Here is a 17681-nt window from a genome sequence, read left to right as displayed (position 1 = left end):
AGCTACCCGGAACCGGGATCAGGACTTGATGGCCAGCTTGCTGAGGCTGAACAGGCCCGAGTTGGCGGTGCCCCAGTTGAAGAAGCCAGAGTTGAAGCCACTGACCTGACCCGCCGCGAAGGGGCCGATGGCCTCCGAGTAGCCGGTGTTGAAGAAGCCCGAACTGACGCCAACCTCGAATGCCGTTCCGACCGCGGTGTTTCCAAAGCCCGACACGCCGTGACCATAGCTGCTCTCGTCTGCCGCGTTTCCGAATCCTGAGACGCCGTAACCGGTGTTGAAGAATCCCGAGCTATCCGTTGCGGTGAGGCCGACCTCGCAGGCGTTGGTGGCGTTACCGATGCCGGTGTTGACATTGCCCGCGTTCAGGAATCCGGTGTTGATGTGGCCCGAGTTGCCGATGCCCGTGTTGACCTCGCCCGAGTTCAAGAAGCCCGTGTTGAGGTTGTTCCCGTTGAATCCACCGGTATTGATCGAGCCCGCGTTGCCGAAGCCGGTGTTGAGCAAGCCGCTGTTGCCGAAGCCGGCGTTTCCGCTGCCCGCGTTCCCGAACCCGAGGTTGCCGGTGCCGGAGTTGCCGACGCCAAAGCTGTTGAGCTGGCCCGGGAACACCGAATTGGTGCCCGAGCTGAAGGCGCCGATGTTGCCGTCGCCGGAGTTGAAGAAGCCGATGTTGTTACTGCCCGAGTTACCAATTCCGATGTTGCCGCTACCCGTGTTCAGGCCGTCGAAGTGGAACTGGCCGGCCGCCGTGTCGTAATACGCGCCCCCGACACCCAGGGTAGCGCGGCACCAAAGATCATCAACCCAGCTCACAAGCCTGCTAATCAACAACGCCGGAGCCCTGCCCCGACACTGACCAAATTGTTGCCATTGAGTCCGAACCCGATGTTGCCAATACCGGTATTGCCGCCGCCGATATTGCCGTCTCCGGTGTTGCCGAGGCCGAAGTTGCCGTTGCCGGTATTACCGATACCGATGTTGTTCTCGCCGGGCGTCACGTGGAAGGTGAACAGGTTGGGATTGGAGAGGTCTGCGGGGCCGGCGTTGCCGAAGCCGAAGTTACCGGTCCCGTTATTGCCGAAGCCAAAGTTGAAGTTGCCGATGTTTCCGGCGCCGAGGTTGTTGTTGCCGTTGTTTCCGCCGCCGATGTTGTAGTTCCCCGACTGCGGGGGCACCAGTGCGCTGTTTCCCTCGCCGCTGTTGCCGACGCCGATGTTGCCGATCCCGGTGTTGCCGCTACCGAGGTTCGCATTGCCCTTGTTGCCCAGCCCCAGGTTCGGCAGGCTCTGCAGTATCTGTTGCAACCCGCTCGGCAGGCTTGCCGCCGCGGATGACGCCCCGCCGTGGTAGCCGACCATCGCGGCGACATCCTGGGCCCACATCTGCTCGTACTGGCCCTCGGCGGCCATGATTGCGGGCGCATTGAGCCCGAACAAGTTGGTTCGAATCAGCTGGACGAACACGTTGCGGTTGGCCAACACCTCCAGCGGATGAATCATCGCGGCGCGCGCGACCTCAAACGCTCCGGCCACCGCTTTGGCCTGGGAGACCGCCCCTGCGGCTTGGGTTGACGCCGCGCTCAATAACTGCGCGTACGGGGTGGCCACGGCGTTCATCGCCGCCTTGGCCGCGCCGTGCCACGCGTCGCTGACTAAACCCGAGGTCACCGATGAGAACGATGATGCCGCCGTGCCGAGCTCGGAGGCCAGGCCCTCCCAGGCCGCGGCCGCATCAAGCATCGGGGCCGATCCGGCACCGGAGAACATTAAGGATGAATTGATCTCCGGCGGCAACATTGCAAAGTTCGTCATGGTAGACCCCTACCTGTAGCGTTTGCTGCTCTGGAAGCGACTGTGTCGCCGTGCAATCGAGCAATTCGCCACGAATGCTACGACGTTGTCTTCTTCGATATTGGCCTTTTGGCCAGAATTCCGATCAAGGTTGATCGGTCGATCTGGCACGTCAATTATGCTGAGCGCGCGCCCACAGGCGAGCAAATGGCACCCCTTGATGCGACGCCCACCTGAGGCTTCGCGGGGCGCCGGCCGGGTCGGCCCGGCCTTCGAGCGCTTCCGCGGATTTCCGGGTAACCCCTCGCGCCACAACATGACTCGTCGAGAGAGGGTGCTCCAGCCGGTCGCCGGGCAAGGGTGCGCAACAATGCGAGCGTGCGCGGCCGCGCCGGCGGGTTGTGCAGGGTGGGAGACGAAGTTCGTCCCGATACCGGCCGGGGTTGTCGTCCAAGTCCTCGCTGGAGATGCGCCTCCGGATGGGTTCCGCCGGCTAGACACGGCCAAGTTCGAAGATCTGCTCGCGGTGCAATGCGTGGGGGCGCAGTCCGGCGCCCGGGCCAATCCGATCATCGCGCCAGCTGACTGAGGCTGAATAAACCCGACACGGCGATGCCGGTATTGAAAATGCCCGAGTTGAAGCCGCTGAGCACACCGCTGGCAAAGGGGCCGATGGGGTCGGTGAGACCGGTATTGAAAAAGCCCGAGCTGACGCCGGTATAGCTGGAGCCGCCCGCGGCGGTGTTGAAGAAGCCCGACATGTCGCCGCTGCGGAAACCGCCCGTGGCCGTGTTTCCGAAGCCCGAGATTCCGACCTCGCCGGTGTTGCCGAACCCCGCGGTAGCCAGGCCGCTGTCGGTGGTGGCCCCGACGCCGGTGTTCACGTCGCCCGAATTCCAAAAGCCGGTGTTCTCGTGGCCGGAGTTCCCAAAGCCGGTGTTTGTCTTGCCCGAGTTCAAAAAGCCCGTGTTGAGGTTGTTCCCATTAAATGCGCCGGTATCAATCGAGCCGGCGTTCCCGACCCCGGTGTTCAGCAGGCCGGAGTTTCCGGCGCCGAAGTTTCCCGCGCCCGCGTTCCCGACGGCGAAGTTGCCGATGCCGGAGTTCCCGACGCCAAAGCTGTTGAGGTGACCCGGCAGAACGCTGTTGGTGCCCGAGCTGAAGGCGCCGATGTTGCCGTCGCCGGAGTTGAAGAAGCCGATGTTGTTGTTGCCCGAGTTCCCGATGCCGATGTTGCCGCTGCCCGTGTTCAGGCCGTCGAAATGGAACTGGCCGGCGGCCGTGTCGTAGTAGGCACCGCCGACGCCGACCAAATTGCTGCCCAGCAGGCCGAGCCCGATGTTGTTATTGCCGTAGTTGCCGCCGCCAATGTTGCCGTCGCCGAGGTTGCCCAGGCCGAAGTTGTTGTTGCCGGTGTTGCCCATGCCGACGTTGTTGTTGCCCGGCGCCGGTTGCAGGGCGAACGGGTTCAGTCTCGACAGGTTGGCCGGGCCGCCGTTGCTGAAGCCGATGTTCCCGTCGCCCTTGTTGCCGAAGCCGAAGTTGAAGTTGCCGTAGTTTCCGGCGCCGAGGTTGTTGTTGCCGTTGTTTCCGCCGCCGATGTTGTAGTTGCCCGCGATTCCAGGTGTGATCGGGGTGTTTCCCACACCGCTGTTTCCGGTGCCGATGTTTGCGGTGCCGATGTTTCCGTTGCCGATGTTTGCGTTGCCGATGTTTCCGATGCCCAGGTTGGGCAGGGTTTTCAGCAGCTGCTGCAGACCGCCGGGCAACGCGGCTGCCGCTGACGACACCCCGGCGTGGTAGCCGGCCATCGTGGCCACGTCCTGGGCCCACATCTGCTCGTAGTGGCCCTCGGTGGCCATGATGGCCGGTGCGTTGAGCCCCAGCCAATTTGACTGAACCAACTTGAGGAACGCGCTGCGGTTGGCCGCCACGGCCAACGGATGGACCATCGCCGCGCGCGTCCTCGAACACACCGGCCACCGCCTTGGCCTGGGTGGCCGCCGCGGCAGCTCGGGTCGAGGCCGCGCCCAACAATTTCGCATAGGAGCTGGCCGCGGCCGTCATCGCCGCGCTGGCCGCGCCTTGCCAGGCATCTCCGGCCAATCCGGAGGTCACCGACGAAAACGACGATGCCGCCACACCCAGCTCCGAGGCCATGCTGTCCCAGGCCGTCGCGGCGTCGAGCATCGGTGCCGATCCCGCACCGGTGAACATCCGCAACGAATTGACCTCGGGTGGCAACATCGCAAAGTTCGTCATGGTCGGCCCCTGCCCGTATCGTTTGCTGCTCTGGCGGCGACCAGGCCGCCGTGGAATCGCAATTCGCCAGGAATGCTAGGACCGCCACCGCGATGTCAACTCGGATTTTCGTCTTTGCGCCGGGCCGGACCCAGGTTGACGGCCAGCTCTAATGAGAGTTGTGGGTGCACGGTTTCCCCGAGTGTTGGTGGCGTCTCGGGGCGAGGTTGTCTGCCGGGTAATGCCTTGTGCCACAACATGGTCGGCCTTGACCGCTGGGCAGATGAAGCAACCGATGTTGCGCGTGTTGTTCGAGGTCGCAGTAGGATGACGGCAATCAAGAGGGGGTCTACGTGACCGGTGACGCCGATGCCATCTACACCAACGGTGACATCGTCACAGTTGACGATGAGCAGCCAATAGCCGAAGCGGTCGCGGTCAAGGATGGGCGCATCGTTGCGGTCGGGGCCCACGACGATGTGGTTCGCGAACATCTGGGGCCGCACACACGGCGCGTCGATCTTGCCGGAAATACCTTGCTACCGGGATTCATCGACCCGCACAGCCACTACATCAATGCACTGACGGTGGCCAACCAGGTCAACGTGTTCGCACCGCCAGCCGGCCCGGCGGCAGATGTCGAGGCGATTGTCGCGGAGCTCAAGAAGTTCCGGGACGCGCGCGACATCGCCGACGGCGAGATCATCATGGCCTACGGATATGACGAGACGGTCATGCCCGATGGACGCACACTGCATCGCGAAGACCTCGACGCGGACTTCCCGAACAACCCGGTGCTGGTCGGGCACGTATCCCTGCACGGGGCCGTGCTCAATTCCGCGGCGATGCAAAAGTTTGGCATCTCGGCGGACACCGAAACGCCGCCGGGCGGGGTGATCGTGCGCAAGGAAGGTTCCACCGAACCCGACGGCCTGATCGTGGAAACCGCGTTCCTGCCGATTTTCGCTTCGCTGCCCAAGCCCACGCCGGAGCAAGAGGTGCAATGGAGCATTGCCGGTCAACTGCTGTACGCGGCGGTCGGTATCACCACCGCGCACGAGGGATTGACCCACGCGGCCGACATTGCCTTGCTGCGGCGGGCGGCCGCCGGTGGCGCCGACCTCATTGACGTCATCGCGTACCCGTTCATCCTCGAACTCGACGAGGTACTGCCGGAAAATCCGGCCGACACATTCGGGACGTACCACAACCGGCTCAAGCTCGGCGGCGTGAAAATCACTCTCGACGGCTCGCCGCAGGGCCGAACCGCGTTCTTCACCACCCCCTACCTGGCCGATGGGCCCGGCGGCGAAAAGAACTTGTCCGGCGAGCTGCCCTTCTCACAGGAGACCGTCAACGGGTGGTTCAAACGGGTTTACGACCTCGGTTTGCCGCTGAACATCCACGCCAACGGAGATGGGGCGATTGACGTCCTGCTGGCCGCGCATGAGTACGCGGCCGCCGATGACCCCACCAAAGACCGCCACACCACGGTGATTCATTCCCAGTTCGTGCGGCGGGATCAGCTCGCGAAGTATGTCGAGTACAACCTGATTCCCTCACTGTTCACCGAGCACGCGTTCTACTTCGGCGACACCCACGTGCGGCTGCGCGGCAAGGAGCAGGCCCATTTCCTCAGCCCGATGCGGGCCGCCATCGACATGGGGCTACGTCCGACCAACCACACCGACTTCAACGTCACGCCCCTGGACCAGATGTTCGTGTTGTGGACGGCGGTCAATCGCGTCTCGCGCAGTGGGGAAGTCATTGGGGCGGATCAGCGCGTAACAGCGCTCGAGGCGCTGAAGGCGATCACCATCAACGCCGCATATCAGTACTCCGAGGAGCAGTCCAAGGGTTCGATCACGGTGGGCAAGCTCGCCGATCTGGTGATCGTGGACAACAATCCACTGACCGTGGATCCGATGAAGTTAAAGGACATCGCGGTCCTCGAGACCATCAAAGAGGGGCGCACGATCTATCGCGAGCCCGCGACGCAGTCGTCGTAGGCCCAGGCCGCGATAGCGGGCCAACCCGGGGGAGAGCCGGGACGATCAGGCAGTGCGGCGGATCCCCCGAGTGCGTCCGATGCCGCCCTTGAGCAGCAGGTCACGCTCGGACTCGGACAAACCGCCCCAAACGCCGTAGGGCTCGCCCACATCGAGTGCATGGGAGCGGCACTCTTCGATCACCGGGCAGCGCCGGCACATCTCTTTGGCGCGCTGTTCGCGTTGCATGCGGGCCCGGCCGCGCTCGCCGTCGGGGTGGAAGAACATCGATGAGTCGACACCGCGGCATAGGCCCTGCAACTGCCAGTTCCAGATGTCGGCGTTGGGCCCAGGTAGCTGCTCTGGCTGTGGCATTGCTGATTCCCTCTCTGCACGGCACACCCGAGGTTTTAGGTTCGCGACTCGCGAGTTGTGCACTGACTTTTCAGAGGCGTCAACGATGACTACCCGAACAAAGGTAAACGCTAGGGGCGTTGCCGAATTTCCGTCAATAGCCACCGTTGCCCGTGAAATACCTGGGCGTTGGATGAGAATTAACTCCGCGTTCATCTGCCTCGCATTTGTGGACGACAAAGCGTGCTAAGAAGACGACCTAGATATCCCGATTCCCCCAGGTCACTGGCCTACTGTGGGCTACCTGTAATTATTCTGAAGATAGCTGTGAGTAATACTGCCGTAACATGGAAAGCACAAACTTTTTACCATTGACGTCGAGTGGATGGTCGAATATCACAGTCTTGTTCGGCACTCGAGGCGTACCGCGTGCCTTTACCATATTCGCTCGAGCGCTTGTCATCCAGGTGAGTCGTGTTGCGCAGGTCGCGGACGCCGCCGGTCGCCCCGGGTGCCGGCATTGTCGGGGCGCCAACACCTCCGATAACTTCAAGGATCAATGGGCGCATGTGTGGGGCCCGGCATCACCGAGAGCGATGATCGAAACTTCGCGGTCGTCGCGTCGGCGATCGAGTCAACGCTCGACGATGCCGCGTTCGGAAGTAGGCCAGACCGCTGGCCGCTGCCTGCGGCGATCACGCCGCGTCAGCTGTGGCTGCGTGCCGTCGCCGCCGGCGGCCAGGGCCGCTACGGCAGTGCGTATAGCGATCTGGCGCTGCTGCGGCGCCGGGTGCCGGCCGATCGCTGGTCCTCGCTGGCACACAGCACGCACGCGTCATTTCTGCGCCAGCTGGGGTGGCACACGCGGGCGCGCCGTTGGGACGGTCGTGCCCTAGCGCTGGCCGGTGCCGATCCCGAGGCCGCAACCGATGCGCTGGTGGGCCTTGCTGCCGACGCGCTGGGTGTCGGCCGCTTCGCCGCGTCGGCGGCGCTGCTGAGTCGTGCCGACACCGTCGTCGTCGCGCAATTGCCGCCCCAGGTGGCCGACCGGCTGGCGGTGCGCCGCTGCTGGGTCGGGGCGGAGCTGGCCATGTTCTCCGGCGACGGCCGTACCGCGGTGGGTCTTGCCGAGCGGGGGGTCGAGCTGGCTCGCACCAGCGGCGGTGCGTCGGCCAGGCATCGGGTCAAAAGTGATGTGGTGCTGGCGGCGGCGTTATGCAGCGCCGGCGTCATCGATAAAGCGCGCGTGATCGGCGAGGCGGCCCTCGACGATGCCGGACGGCTGGGGCTGATCCCGCTGCGCTGGGCGCTGGCTTGCTTGCTGATCGATACCGAAAGCGTCACGCTTCCGGTAAGTCAGTTGCGCGAGATTCGCGATATCTGCGCAGATCAGGTGTGGCGCGCCGGTGGAACCTGGCGTCCCGCTTGAATTGCTTTTCGACCGTTATTGTCAATCCGTTAGCTAGCCCCGTTAGTTAGCCCGGGATGTGTCCGGTTCGTAACGTTGGAGATATCGCCGTCGATGACAATTGAAGGGGAACGTCTCGACGCTGTGGTTGCGGAGGCCGTGGCAGGAGACCGGAACGCGCTTCGGGAGGTGCTGGAGACCATTCGTCCGATCGTTGTGCGGTATTGCCGAGCTCGCGTCGGCACGGTCGAGCGCAGTGGCCTCTCAGCAGATGATGTGGCACAGGAGGTCTGTTTGGCCACCATTACGGCGTTGCCGCGCTATCGGGACCGAGGGCGCCCCTTCTTGGCCTTTCTGTACGGCATCGCGGCACACAAGGTTGCCGACGCGCATCGCGCCGCCGGGCGCGATCTTGCCTACCCGGCCGAATCGGTTCCAGAGCGCCGATCCGCCGATGCCGGTCCCGAGCAACTCGCCATCGAGGCCGATTCGGTCACCCGGATGAACGAATTGCTCGAGATACTGCCGGCCAAACAGCGTGAAATTCTGATTTTGCGCGTGGTTGTCGGTCTGTCCGCCGAGGAAACCGCGGCCGCTGTGGGTAGCACCACCGGGGCGGTCCGGGTGGCCCAGCACCGCGCACTTCAACGGCTCAAGGACGAAATCGTCGCGGCGGGTGACTATGCCTGAATCTGGATTTACTCTCGGCGACCAGCCGGGGTTGGACGAGGTGGCTCGCACCGATCTGCTTCTCGATGCGCTCGCCGGCCGCGAACGGTTCAGCCTCAACGATCCCGACGATGACGCGCTGGCCGCCCTGATGGGCGAATGGCGCGACGACCTGCGCTGGCCGCCGGCCAGCGCGCTGGTGTCGCAGAATGAGGCCGTTGATGCGCTGATCCTGGGGCTTTCCGAACGCCGCCGGTCGCGCCGCGCGTGGGCAGCGATCGGCTCGGTTGCGGCGACATTGCTGGCATTGAGCGGGCTTGGCGCCGTGGTGGCCGACGCCCGTCCCGGCGACCTGCTCTATGGCCTGCACGCGATGCTGTTCAACGAGCCGCGGGTCAGTGAAGACCAGATCATGTTGTCCGCCAAGGCCGATCTCGCCAAGGCCGAGCAGATGATCGCGCAGGGGCAATGGGACCAAGCCGAGAGCCAGCTGGCCGAGGTCAGCAGCACCCTGCAGACCGTCAACGACGGCAGCCGCCGACAGCACCTGCTAAACGAGCTGAATCAGCTCAACACCAAGGTCGAAAAGCGCGATCCGAATGCGACTCTGCCAGCTGGCGGGCCGCCAGAGTCCGGGCCCACCGGGGTGCTCGCACCGCAGGTTCCTCCGGGCAACTCGCTGACACCCCTGGCTCCGGAAACGGTGTCGCCCGTGCCGCCGAACGAATCGGGCGCACCGGAATCGGCACCGGCGCCCAGTGCGTCGCCAACCACGACGGGGGCCAAGCCGTCGGCATCGCTACCGCCCGCGGGCGCGACCGCGACCAGTCCGGCGCCCACGTCGGTCCCAACGCCGCCCGTTTCGGCGGTTGTCTCAGGCGAGACGCCCGCCGACACGTCTGTGGTGGCGCCTGGCTCGCCGGCGGCCGCCGGCGTTGCGGCACCGGGGCTGGCTAAGTCGGCAGCACCCGGCGACGCGACCAACCCGGGAAGTCCGGTGGTTCAAACGTCCGGACAGCCAGAACCGGTGGAACCCGCACCAGCAGGCCCAGTTTCCTGACGGGCTGGCGGGGGCGCTCAGTAGCGGATACGGCTCGCGTCCAGCCGTTGCAACACTCGCTCAGTGGCGGTGGTGGAACCCGTCCGCGTCGGATGTCGCTTCGTTGAGCGAGGCATCGGCGTAACCGCGGCAGTAATCCCAGGTGACGTAAGCGTCCGGCTCGGGGTCGTAGGCCGGCTCGTGTGGGCGGACGGTGCCGTCGATCAACAACTGCAGCAGGTTCGCGCGCAGCATGTCCCAGTCGTGATAGTGATCCTGTTGACACTCGTCGCAGCACACCACGAGTCCACGGATTCCCTTGTGGGCCAACAACGCCTCGTACACCGCGAGATCGGCCAGATCGGCCTCCACCGCCATCCGCTCTTGCTGATCCAGCGGCTGGCCGGGTTCTACGGCTTCCAGGGCTGCCGACGGATCGCAGGGGTCGTCGGCAAAGGGATCGGGCGGCAAACCCGGCGGGAGGTGGTCGCGCACCCCCCTAGCCTACGCAGGCAGGCAGCCATCGCGCCAGAAATTGCGTGGGCGCGCCTTGCGGTCTGTTTTGGACTCGCGCCACACCCCAAGCTGCGGCTCGGTCACAGTCTGGGAGCCGATAGGATGGGTCTTTCACTCCGCCATGCGTATGGAGGCCCCACCGATGTCCCGTGGCATGTCCCACTTGGAAGACAGTTCCGACCTGGTCGACAGCCCCTACATGCGCGATGCCCGTGTTGGGGACCTGTCCGGCGACTCGGTGCCCACCGGCGGCGACGATCCGCACAAGGTGGCGATGCTCGGGCTGACTTTCGACGACGTCTTGCTACTGCCGGCCGCCTCGGACGTGGTGCCCAGCACCGCTGACACGTCCAGTCAGCTCACCAAGAAGATCCGGCTCAAGGTGCCGCTGGTCAGCTCTGCGATGGACACCGTCACCGAGTCCCGGATGGCGATCGCGATGGCCCGGGCCGGCGGCATGGGGGTGCTACACCGCAACCTGCCGGTGGCCGAGCAGGCCAGCCAGGTCGAGACGGTCAAGCGCTCGGAGGCGGGGATGGTCACCGATCCGGTGACCTGCCGGCCGGACAACACCCTGGCCCAGGTCGACGCGTTGTGTGCCCGGTTCCGCATTTCTGGCCTGCCGGTGGTCGACGACGCGGGTGCGCTGGTGGGCATCATCACCAACCGGGACATGCGCTTCGAGGTCGACCAGTCCAAGCAAGTCGCCGAGGTGATGACCAAGGCCCCGCTGATCACCGCGCAGGAGGGGGTCAGTGCGTCGGCGGCCCTGGGCCTGTTGCGCCGGCACAAAATCGAGAAACTGCCGGTCGTCGACGGAAGCGGCCGGTTGACCGGGCTGATCACGGTCAAAGACTTCGTCAAGACCGAGCAACATCCGCTGGCCACCAAGGACAGCGACGGCCGGCTGCTGGTGGGCGCGGCCGTCGGTGTCGGGGGCGACGCCTGGGTCCGCGCCATGATGCTGGTGGACGCCGGGGTCGACGTGCTGATCGTCGACACCGCGCACGCCCACAACAGGCTGGTGCTCGACATGGTCAGCAAACTCAAACTCGAAGTCGGTGAGCGGGTCGAAGTGGTCGGCGGCAATGTGGCCACCAGGTCGGCGGCCGCGGCCCTGGTCGACGCCGGCGCCGACGCGGTCAAGGTTGGCGTGGGCCCGGGGTCGATCTGCACCACCCGGGTGGTGGCCGGTGTCGGCGCCCCGCAAATCACCGCGATCCTGGAAGCGGTCGCGGTGTGCCGGCGGGCGGGCATCCCGGTGATCGCCGATGGGGGGCTTCAGTACTCCGGTGACATCGCCAAGGCGCTGGCCGCCGGTGCATCGACGGCCATGCTGGGGTCACTGCTGGCCGGTACCGCCGAGGCGCCCGGTGAACTGATCTTCGTCAACGGCAAGCAATACAAGAGCTATCGCGGTATGGGTTCCCTCGGTGCCATGCAGGGCCGGGGCGGGGCGAAGTCCTACTCCAAGGACCGCTACTTCGCCGACGATGCCCTGAGCGAGGACAAGTTGGTACCCGAGGGCATCGAGGGCCGGGTGCCGTTCCGCGGCCCGCTGGCCTCGGTGATCCATCAGTTGACCGGCGGTTTGCGCGCCGCGATGGGCTACACCGGCTCGCCCACCATCGAGGTGCTGCAACAGGCGCAGTTTGTCCGTATCACGCCCGCTGGCCTCAAAGAGGGCCATCCGCACGACGTCGCCATGACCGTCGAAGCGCCCAACTACTACGCACGCTGACGGCAGATGATGGTTGAAATCGGCATGGGCCGCACCGCCCGTCGCACCTATGAACTCAGCGAGATCAGCATCGTCCCGTCGCGCCGGACGCGCTCGTCCAAGGACGTCTCCACGGCCTGGCAGCTCGACGCATACCGGTTCGAAATTCCGGTGGTGGCGCACCCGACCGACGCCCTGGTGTCCCCGGAGTTCGCCATCGAGCTCGGCCGCCTGGGCGGGCTGGCGGTGCTCAACGGGGAAGGTCTGATCGGTCGGCATGCCGACGTTGCGGCCAAGATCACCCAGCTCGTCGAGGCCGCCAGCAAGGAACCCGAGCCGACGGCGGCGATCCGGCTGCTGCAGGAGCTGCACGCGGCACCGCTGGACCCCGGACTGCTGGGTGCGGCGGTGGCACGGATTCGCGAAGCCGGTGTGACCACCGCGGTGCGGGTCAGCCCGCAGAATGCTCAGGCGCTCACGCCGGTGCTGGTGCAGGCCGGCATCGACCTGCTGGTCATCCAGGGCGCCATCGTCTCGGCCGAGCATGTTTCCAGCGATGGCGAACCGCTGAACCTGAAGACCTTCATTTCCGAGCTCGACATCCCGGTGGTTGCCGGTGGCGTCCTGGACCACCGCACGGCCCTGCACCTGATGCGGACCGGGGCCGCCGGGGTCATCGTCGGCTATGGGTCCACCGAGGGGATGACCAGCAGCGACGAGGTGCTCGGCATCAGTGTGCCGATGGCCACCGCGATCGCCGACGCCGCCGCCGCACGGCGCGAATACCTCGATGAGACCGGCGGCCGCTACGTGCACGTGCTCGCCGATGGCGACATCCACACCTCCGGCGAGCTGGCCAAGGCAATCGCCTGTGGCGCCGATGCGGTGGTGCTGGGTACGCCGCTGGCCGAGTCCGCCGAGGCGCTCGGCGAGGGCTGGTTCTGGCCGGCCGCCGCCGCGCACCCGTCATTGCCGCGCGGGGCATTGCTGCAGATCGCGATGGGCGAGCGGCCGTCGCTGGAGCGGGTCCTCAATGGGCCCTCCGACGACCCGTTCGGCACCCTCAACCTGGTCGGCGGGTTGCGCCGATCGATGGCCAAGGCCGGTTACTGCGATCTCAAAGAGTTCCAGAAGGTCGGTTTGGCAGTCGGCGGCTGACGCCACCCGCATCGGCTGGAGCGCCCGGACGCACTCGCCGATCGGTCTCGTCACCGATGGTCCGCGCAAACCACCAACATTGGGCTGGTATCCGAGTATGGTCCGCAGTTAGCGCAATGGGCTGCGGCCAGCAAACAAGCTCGTGCGCCGACGGCTCGGTTCCGGGAAGGGACTGCTGAAATGAACTTTCCGATGTTGCCCCCCGAGATCAATTCGGCGCGGATGTTTGCTGGTGCCGGGTCGGGGCCGATGTTGAGCGCGGCCATGGCCTGGGATGGGCTGGCGGTCGAGTTGGGATCGGCCGCCGAATCGTTTGGCTCGGTGACGTCGGGGCTGGTGGGTTCGTCGTGGCAAGGGGCGGCGGCAGCGGCGATGTCGGCCGCTGCCGCGCCCTATGTGAGCTGGCTCAATGCTGCGGCGGTGCGGGCTGGTGAGGCAGCGCTTCAGGCCAAAGAGGTGGTCAGCGCGTTTGAGGCCGCGCGGGCGGCCATGATCCATCCGTTGGCGGTTGCGGCGAATCGAAATGCGCTGGTGCAGCTGGTGCTGACGAACTTGTTCGGGCAGAACGCCCCGGCGATCGCGGCGGCCGAGGGCAGCTATGAGCAGATGTGGGCCGCCGACGTCGCCGCGATGCTGGGCTATCACGGCGGGGCATCCGCCGCGGCGTCGGGATTGGCGTCGTGGCAGCAGGCGCTGCAGGGGCTGGCCGGCCCGGCCGCGTCGGTCATCCCGGGTTTGAGCATTGGCAACACCGGCGTGGGAAACCTGAGCATCGGCAACATCGGCGACTTCAACCTGGGCGGTGGAAACGCCGGCAACCTCAATCTGGGCGGCGGAAACACCGGAAATGCCAACCTGGGTAGCGGGAACAACGGCTTCTTCAACCTGGGTAGCGGTAACACCGGCAACACCAACTTCGGCAACGGTAACCGCGGGAATCTGAACTGGGGCAGCGGAAATCTAGGCAACGCAAACGTGGGCTTCGGAAACTTTCTCGGCCAGGGAAACTTCGGCTTCGGAAACCGCGTCGGCGATGCCAACCTGGGCAGCGGCAACCTTGGCAACGCCAACTTCGGCAACGGAAATCTTGGTGACACCAACCTGGGTAGCGGTAACAACGGCTTTTCCAACGTGGGCTTTGGCAACCTCGGCAGCAACAATCTGGGCTTCGGGAACAACGGCGACAACAACATCGGCTTCGGCCTGACCGGAAACAACCAGGTGGGCATCAACTTCGCCGGACTCAACGGCGGCATCGGAAACATCGGCTTGGGCAACTCCGGTGACAACAACGTGGGGTTCTTCAACTCGGGCAGCAACAACGTGGGTTTCTTCAACTCCGGGGATCGGAACTTCGGTTTCGCGAACGCGGGTGACACCAACACGGGCTTTTGGAATGCCGGCCGGGTCAACACCGGCTTCGGTAACGGGGGCAACTTCAACCTCGGGTTTGGTAATGGGGGTGCCGCCAACGTCGGCGTCGGCAACGTCGGCGTCGGCAACGGCGGTGGCGGCAACCTGGGCTTCGGGAACTCGGGCACCGAGAACACCGGCAGCTTCAACTCTGGCGGCGACAATGGCCCCAACGGCGGAAACACCGGCAGCTTCAATTCCGGCTACGTGAACACCGGCTTTTTCAACTCCGGCTCCACCAATACGGGTCTGTTCAACGCGGGCAGCGTGAACACGGGCATCGGCAGTCCCGATACCCAACCGGGTTCGATCTCGGGTTTCGGTAACACCGGCGCGGGCGTCTCGGGCTTCAATAACTCGGGGGACGCCACCTCGGGCTTTATGAACGTCGCCACAACCTTCGGTTTTACCTCGGGAATCAACAACGTGGGCGACTACCAGGTGGGCCTGTTCAACACGGGCTTTGGCAACGCGGGAATCGCCAACTCGGGCAACGCCACCTTCGGCATCGCCAACTCGGGTGCGTTGAGTTCGGGCATCTCGAACTCGGGCACCAACAGCTCGGGCGGTTTCAACACCGGCGATGACCAGTCGGGTTTCTTCAACTAGGCGCGGCCGCACCGGCGTGCGAATAGCGTGTAGTGAAGTATCGGGTGCCCCGTAGCGGATCGAATGTAAAGAAGGTCATACTGCAGCCATGAAGCCGGATTACGACGTCTTGATTATCGGTTCGGGTTTCGGGGGCAGTGTGAGTGCGCTGCGCCTGACGGAGAAAGGCTACCGGGTCGGCGTGCTGGAGGCCGGCCGGCGCTTCAGTGATGCCGAATTCGCCAAGACATCCTGGGATCTGCGCAAATTCCTGTGGGCGCCCAAGCTGGGTTGCTACGGCATCCAGCGCATCCACCCGCTGAAAAACGTGATGATCCTGGCCGGCGCGGGGGTGGGCGGCGGATCGCTGAACTATGCCAACACGCTCTACGTTCCGCCGGACCCATTCTTCAACGACCAGCAGTGGAAACACATCACCGACTGGCGCGACGAGCTGATGCCGCACTACCAGCAGGCGCAGCGGATGCTGGGCGTGGTGAAAAACCCGACGTTCACCGACGCGGACCGCATCGTCAAGGAAGTCGCCGACGAGATGGGATTCGGTGACACCTGGGTGCCCACCCCGGTCGGGGTGTTCTTCGGTCCCGACGGCACCAAGACGCCGGGCAAGACGGTGCCCGACCCCTACTTCGGCGGTGCCGGCCCCGCGCGAACCGGCTGCACCGAATGCGGCGAGTGCATGACCGGCTGTCGCCATGGCGCCAAGAACACCCTGGTAAAGAACTACCTTGGTCTGGCGGAATCGGCTGGTGCCGAGGTGATTCCGATGACCACGGTGAAGGGCTTCGAGCAGCGGCCGGACGGGTTGTGGGAGGTTCGGACGGTTCGCACCGGCAGTTGGGCACGACGGGACCGGCGTACCTTCACCGCCTCGTACCTGATCTTGGCCGCCGGTACCTGGGGGACCCAGCATCTGCTGTTCAAGATGCGCGACAAGGGCAAGTTGCCCAGGCTCTCCAAGCGGCTGGGCGTGCTGACCCGAACCAACTCCGAATCCATCGTCGGCGCCGCGACGTTGAAGGTGAATCCGGACCTGGACCTGACCCACGGGGTGGCGATCACGTCGTCGATTCACCCGACGCCGGATACCCACGTCGAGCCGGTCCGCTACGGCAAGGGCTCCAACGCGATGGGGTTGTTGCAGACGCTGATGACCGACGGTTCCGGTCCCAGCGGCACCGACGTGGCGCGTTGGCGCCAGCTGCTCGACCAGGCCGGGGAAAGTCCGCGCAGGATGTTCCGGCTGATCAACCCCCGGCAGTGGAGCGAGCGCACGGTGATCGCGCTGGTCATGCAGCACCTGGACAACTCGATCACCACGTTCACCAAGCGCGGCAAGTTGGGCATCCGCTGGTATTCCAGCAAGCAGGGGCACGGCGAACCGAACCCGACCTGGATCCCGGTCGGCAACCAGGTGACCCGCCGCATTGCCGAGAAGATCGACGGGGTGGCCGGCGGTACCTGGGGTGAGTTGTTCAACATCCCGCTGACCGCGCACTTCCTGGGTGGTGCGGTGATCGGCGACAACCCCGACAGCGGGGTCATCGACCCGTATCACCGCGTCTACGGCTACCCGACCATGTTCGTGGTCGACGGTGCCGCGATCTCGGCGAACCTTGGTGTCAACCCCTCGCTGTCCATCACCGCACAAGCCGAGCGTGCCGCCTCGCTCTGGCCCAACAAGGGCCAAAACGATGAGCGGCCGCTGCAGGGCGACGGCTACAGTCGGCTGTCCCCGGTTCAGCCGGAACACCCGGTGGTGCCCGCCGACGCGCCCGGCGCGCTGCGCTGGCTGCCCATCGATCCGGTCAGCCGGGTCAGCAGCGCGGGCTGACGCCGGGCGGCGCGCAGGCCGGCGGCTAGCCGGCCAGCGCCAGCGGCGCTCCGCTGATCACTCGGCTGCGCTGCCCGTGCACGTCGACCGGAACGTCGCCCATCAGCGTCACCCGGTGCAACAGCCGATGCTGGTCGTCGTAGTCGTCGATGGCCCGATGCTGGGTTGCCCGGTTATCCCAGATGGCCACGTCACCTGATTCCCAATTCCAGCGGATGGTGTTCTCTGGCGAGGTGATTCGCCGTTGCAGCAGTTCGAACAGCGCGCTCGATTCCTGGCTGTCCAGACCGACGAAACCGCGGACGAAGTCGCCGGCCAACAGCGTGCGTTCGCCCGTTTCGGGGTGCACCCGCACCACCGGATGTTCGGTGCGGAAATCGGGTTTCTGGAATGCCTGCCGGAACGCCTGTTGGGTGTCGGTCAATGCCTGGACCGCCTCGTTGGCCACGTAGTCGTAGCGGTTGGTGTGCAGTGCCCACAGGTTCTCCACGAGGCACTTGAGCGGTTCGGGTAGTTCGGCGTAGGCCGTCGCGGTGTTTGCCCACAGGGTCGACCCGCCGTAGTTGGGCAGAGTGACCGCGCGCAGGATCGAGGCCGCCGGATAGTTCGCGGCGAAGGTGACGTCGGTGTGCCAGCGGTTGGCCTTGCCCCACTCGGAGTTGATCGGCGTGATGATCGGCGCATCGGGCAGCGCGGCCGCCGCGGCCGGGTGGCCGATCGGAGTGCCCAACAACCCGGCGAACTGGAGTTGTTGCTGGTCATCGAGGTGGTGTTGGTTGCGGAAGAAGATCACCTTGTGCTCGAGCAGTGCCGCGCGGATCTGGTCGACGGCGGCCGCGTCGAGATCGGCTCCCAGGCTCACCCCATCGACTTGGGCGCCTATCCGGCTGCCGAGCTTCTTGACTGTTATCAGGTCTGTCATTGCTGTTCCTTAAGCAA

General features: G+C 65.2%; 11 protein-coding genes and 2 pseudogenes. 8 read left to right on the top strand and 5 right to left on the bottom strand.

What is annotated here, in order from left to right:
• Positions 1 to 18: 18 nt before the first annotated feature.
• Both MMSP_RS22640 and MMSP_RS22635 read right to left on the bottom strand, forming a co-directional pair.
• Positions 19 to 1814, bottom strand: a pseudogene (locus MMSP_RS22640) (PPE domain-containing protein).
• 548 nt (positions 1815 to 2362) lie between these two features.
• Positions 2363 to 4055 (bottom strand): annotated as a pseudogene (locus tag MMSP_RS22635) (PPE domain-containing protein).
• Between the two features lie 332 nt (positions 4056 to 4387).
• Here MMSP_RS22635 and MMSP_RS22630 point away from each other — a divergent pair.
• Positions 4388 to 6043: an amidohydrolase gene (locus tag MMSP_RS22630; RefSeq protein WP_020788500.1), complete on the top strand. Its 1656-nt coding sequence runs from the start codon at positions 4388 to 4390 to the stop codon at positions 6041 to 6043.
• 45 nt (positions 6044 to 6088) lie between these two features.
• On the opposite strand, the gene whiB3 is transcribed toward MMSP_RS22630, so the two are convergent.
• Positions 6089 to 6397, bottom strand: a complete 309-nt coding sequence (gene whiB3 / locus MMSP_RS22625; RefSeq protein ID WP_012393017.1) for a redox-responsive transcriptional regulator WhiB3 — start codon at positions 6395 to 6397, stop codon at positions 6089 to 6091.
• 550 nt (positions 6398 to 6947) lie between these two features.
• On the opposite strand from whiB3, the gene MMSP_RS22620 reads away from it, so the two are divergent.
• The 3 genes from MMSP_RS22620 (at position 6948) to MMSP_RS22610 (ending at position 9513) form a co-directional block, all read left to right on the top strand.
• Entirely contained in the window at positions 6948 to 7805 is an 858-nt protein-coding gene (locus tag MMSP_RS22620) for a hypothetical protein (RefSeq protein WP_020788499.1), read from the top strand.
• Positions 7806 to 7898: 93 nt separating this feature from the next.
• A complete protein-coding gene (gene sigD / locus MMSP_RS22615) occupies positions 7899 to 8474 on the top strand; it encodes an ECF RNA polymerase sigma factor SigD (RefSeq protein WP_015354741.1) in 576 nt (191 codons plus the stop codon).
• The gene (locus MMSP_RS22610; RefSeq protein WP_051153722.1) at positions 8467 to 9513 is read left to right on the top strand and encodes an anti-sigma-D factor RsdA; all 1047 of its coding nucleotides are present in this window, start codon (positions 8467 to 8469) and stop codon (positions 9511 to 9513) included. Before sigD ends, MMSP_RS22610 begins: the two co-directional genes overlap by 8 nt.
• A 60-nt stretch (positions 9514 to 9573) precedes the next feature.
• Here MMSP_RS22610 and MMSP_RS22605 read toward each other — a convergent pair whose 3' ends face one another.
• Positions 9574 to 9987 (bottom strand): DUF5319 domain-containing protein, encoded by a 414-nt coding sequence (locus MMSP_RS22605; RefSeq protein WP_012393020.1) that lies wholly within the window; start codon positions 9985 to 9987, stop codon positions 9574 to 9576.
• A 163-nt stretch (positions 9988 to 10150) separates the two neighbouring features.
• Between MMSP_RS22605 and guaB the strand changes: the two genes are divergently transcribed.
• The 4 genes from guaB (at position 10151) to MMSP_RS22585 (ending at position 16742) form a co-directional block, all read left to right on the top strand.
• The gene (gene guaB / locus MMSP_RS22600) at positions 10151 to 11749 is read left to right on the top strand and encodes an IMP dehydrogenase (protein WP_020788497.1); all 1599 of its coding nucleotides are present in this window, start codon (positions 10151 to 10153) and stop codon (positions 11747 to 11749) included.
• A 9-nt stretch (positions 11750 to 11758) separates the two neighbouring features.
• The gene (locus MMSP_RS22595) at positions 11759 to 12886 is read left to right on the top strand and encodes a GuaB3 family IMP dehydrogenase-related protein (RefSeq protein WP_036427498.1); all 1128 of its coding nucleotides are present in this window, start codon (positions 11759 to 11761) and stop codon (positions 12884 to 12886) included.
• Between the two features lie 180 nt (positions 12887 to 13066).
• The gene (locus MMSP_RS22590) at positions 13067 to 14908 is read left to right on the top strand and encodes a PPE family protein (protein WP_020788495.1); all 1842 of its coding nucleotides are present in this window, start codon (positions 13067 to 13069) and stop codon (positions 14906 to 14908) included.
• Between the two features lie 88 nt (positions 14909 to 14996).
• Positions 14997 to 16742 (top strand): GMC oxidoreductase, encoded by a 1746-nt coding sequence (locus tag MMSP_RS22585; protein WP_011739155.1) that lies wholly within the window; start codon positions 14997 to 14999, stop codon positions 16740 to 16742.
• Positions 16743 to 16767: 25 nt separating this feature from the next.
• On the opposite strand, the gene MMSP_RS22580 is transcribed toward MMSP_RS22585, so the two are convergent.
• Positions 16768 to 17664: a TauD/TfdA family dioxygenase gene (locus MMSP_RS22580; protein ID WP_011739156.1), complete on the bottom strand. Its 897-nt coding sequence runs from the start codon at positions 17662 to 17664 to the stop codon at positions 16768 to 16770.
• Positions 17665 to 17681: the final 17 nt, after the last annotated feature.

Origin of the sequence: Mycobacterium sp. 012931 (assembly GCF_000419295.1) — a bacterium.
In the GTDB taxonomy this organism is placed as follows: Bacteria; Actinomycetota; Actinomycetes; order Mycobacteriales; family Mycobacteriaceae; genus Mycobacterium; species Mycobacterium marinum.
Note: the sequence above shows the minus strand (reverse complement) of the source record. Positions and strands in the feature narration are given on the sequence as shown.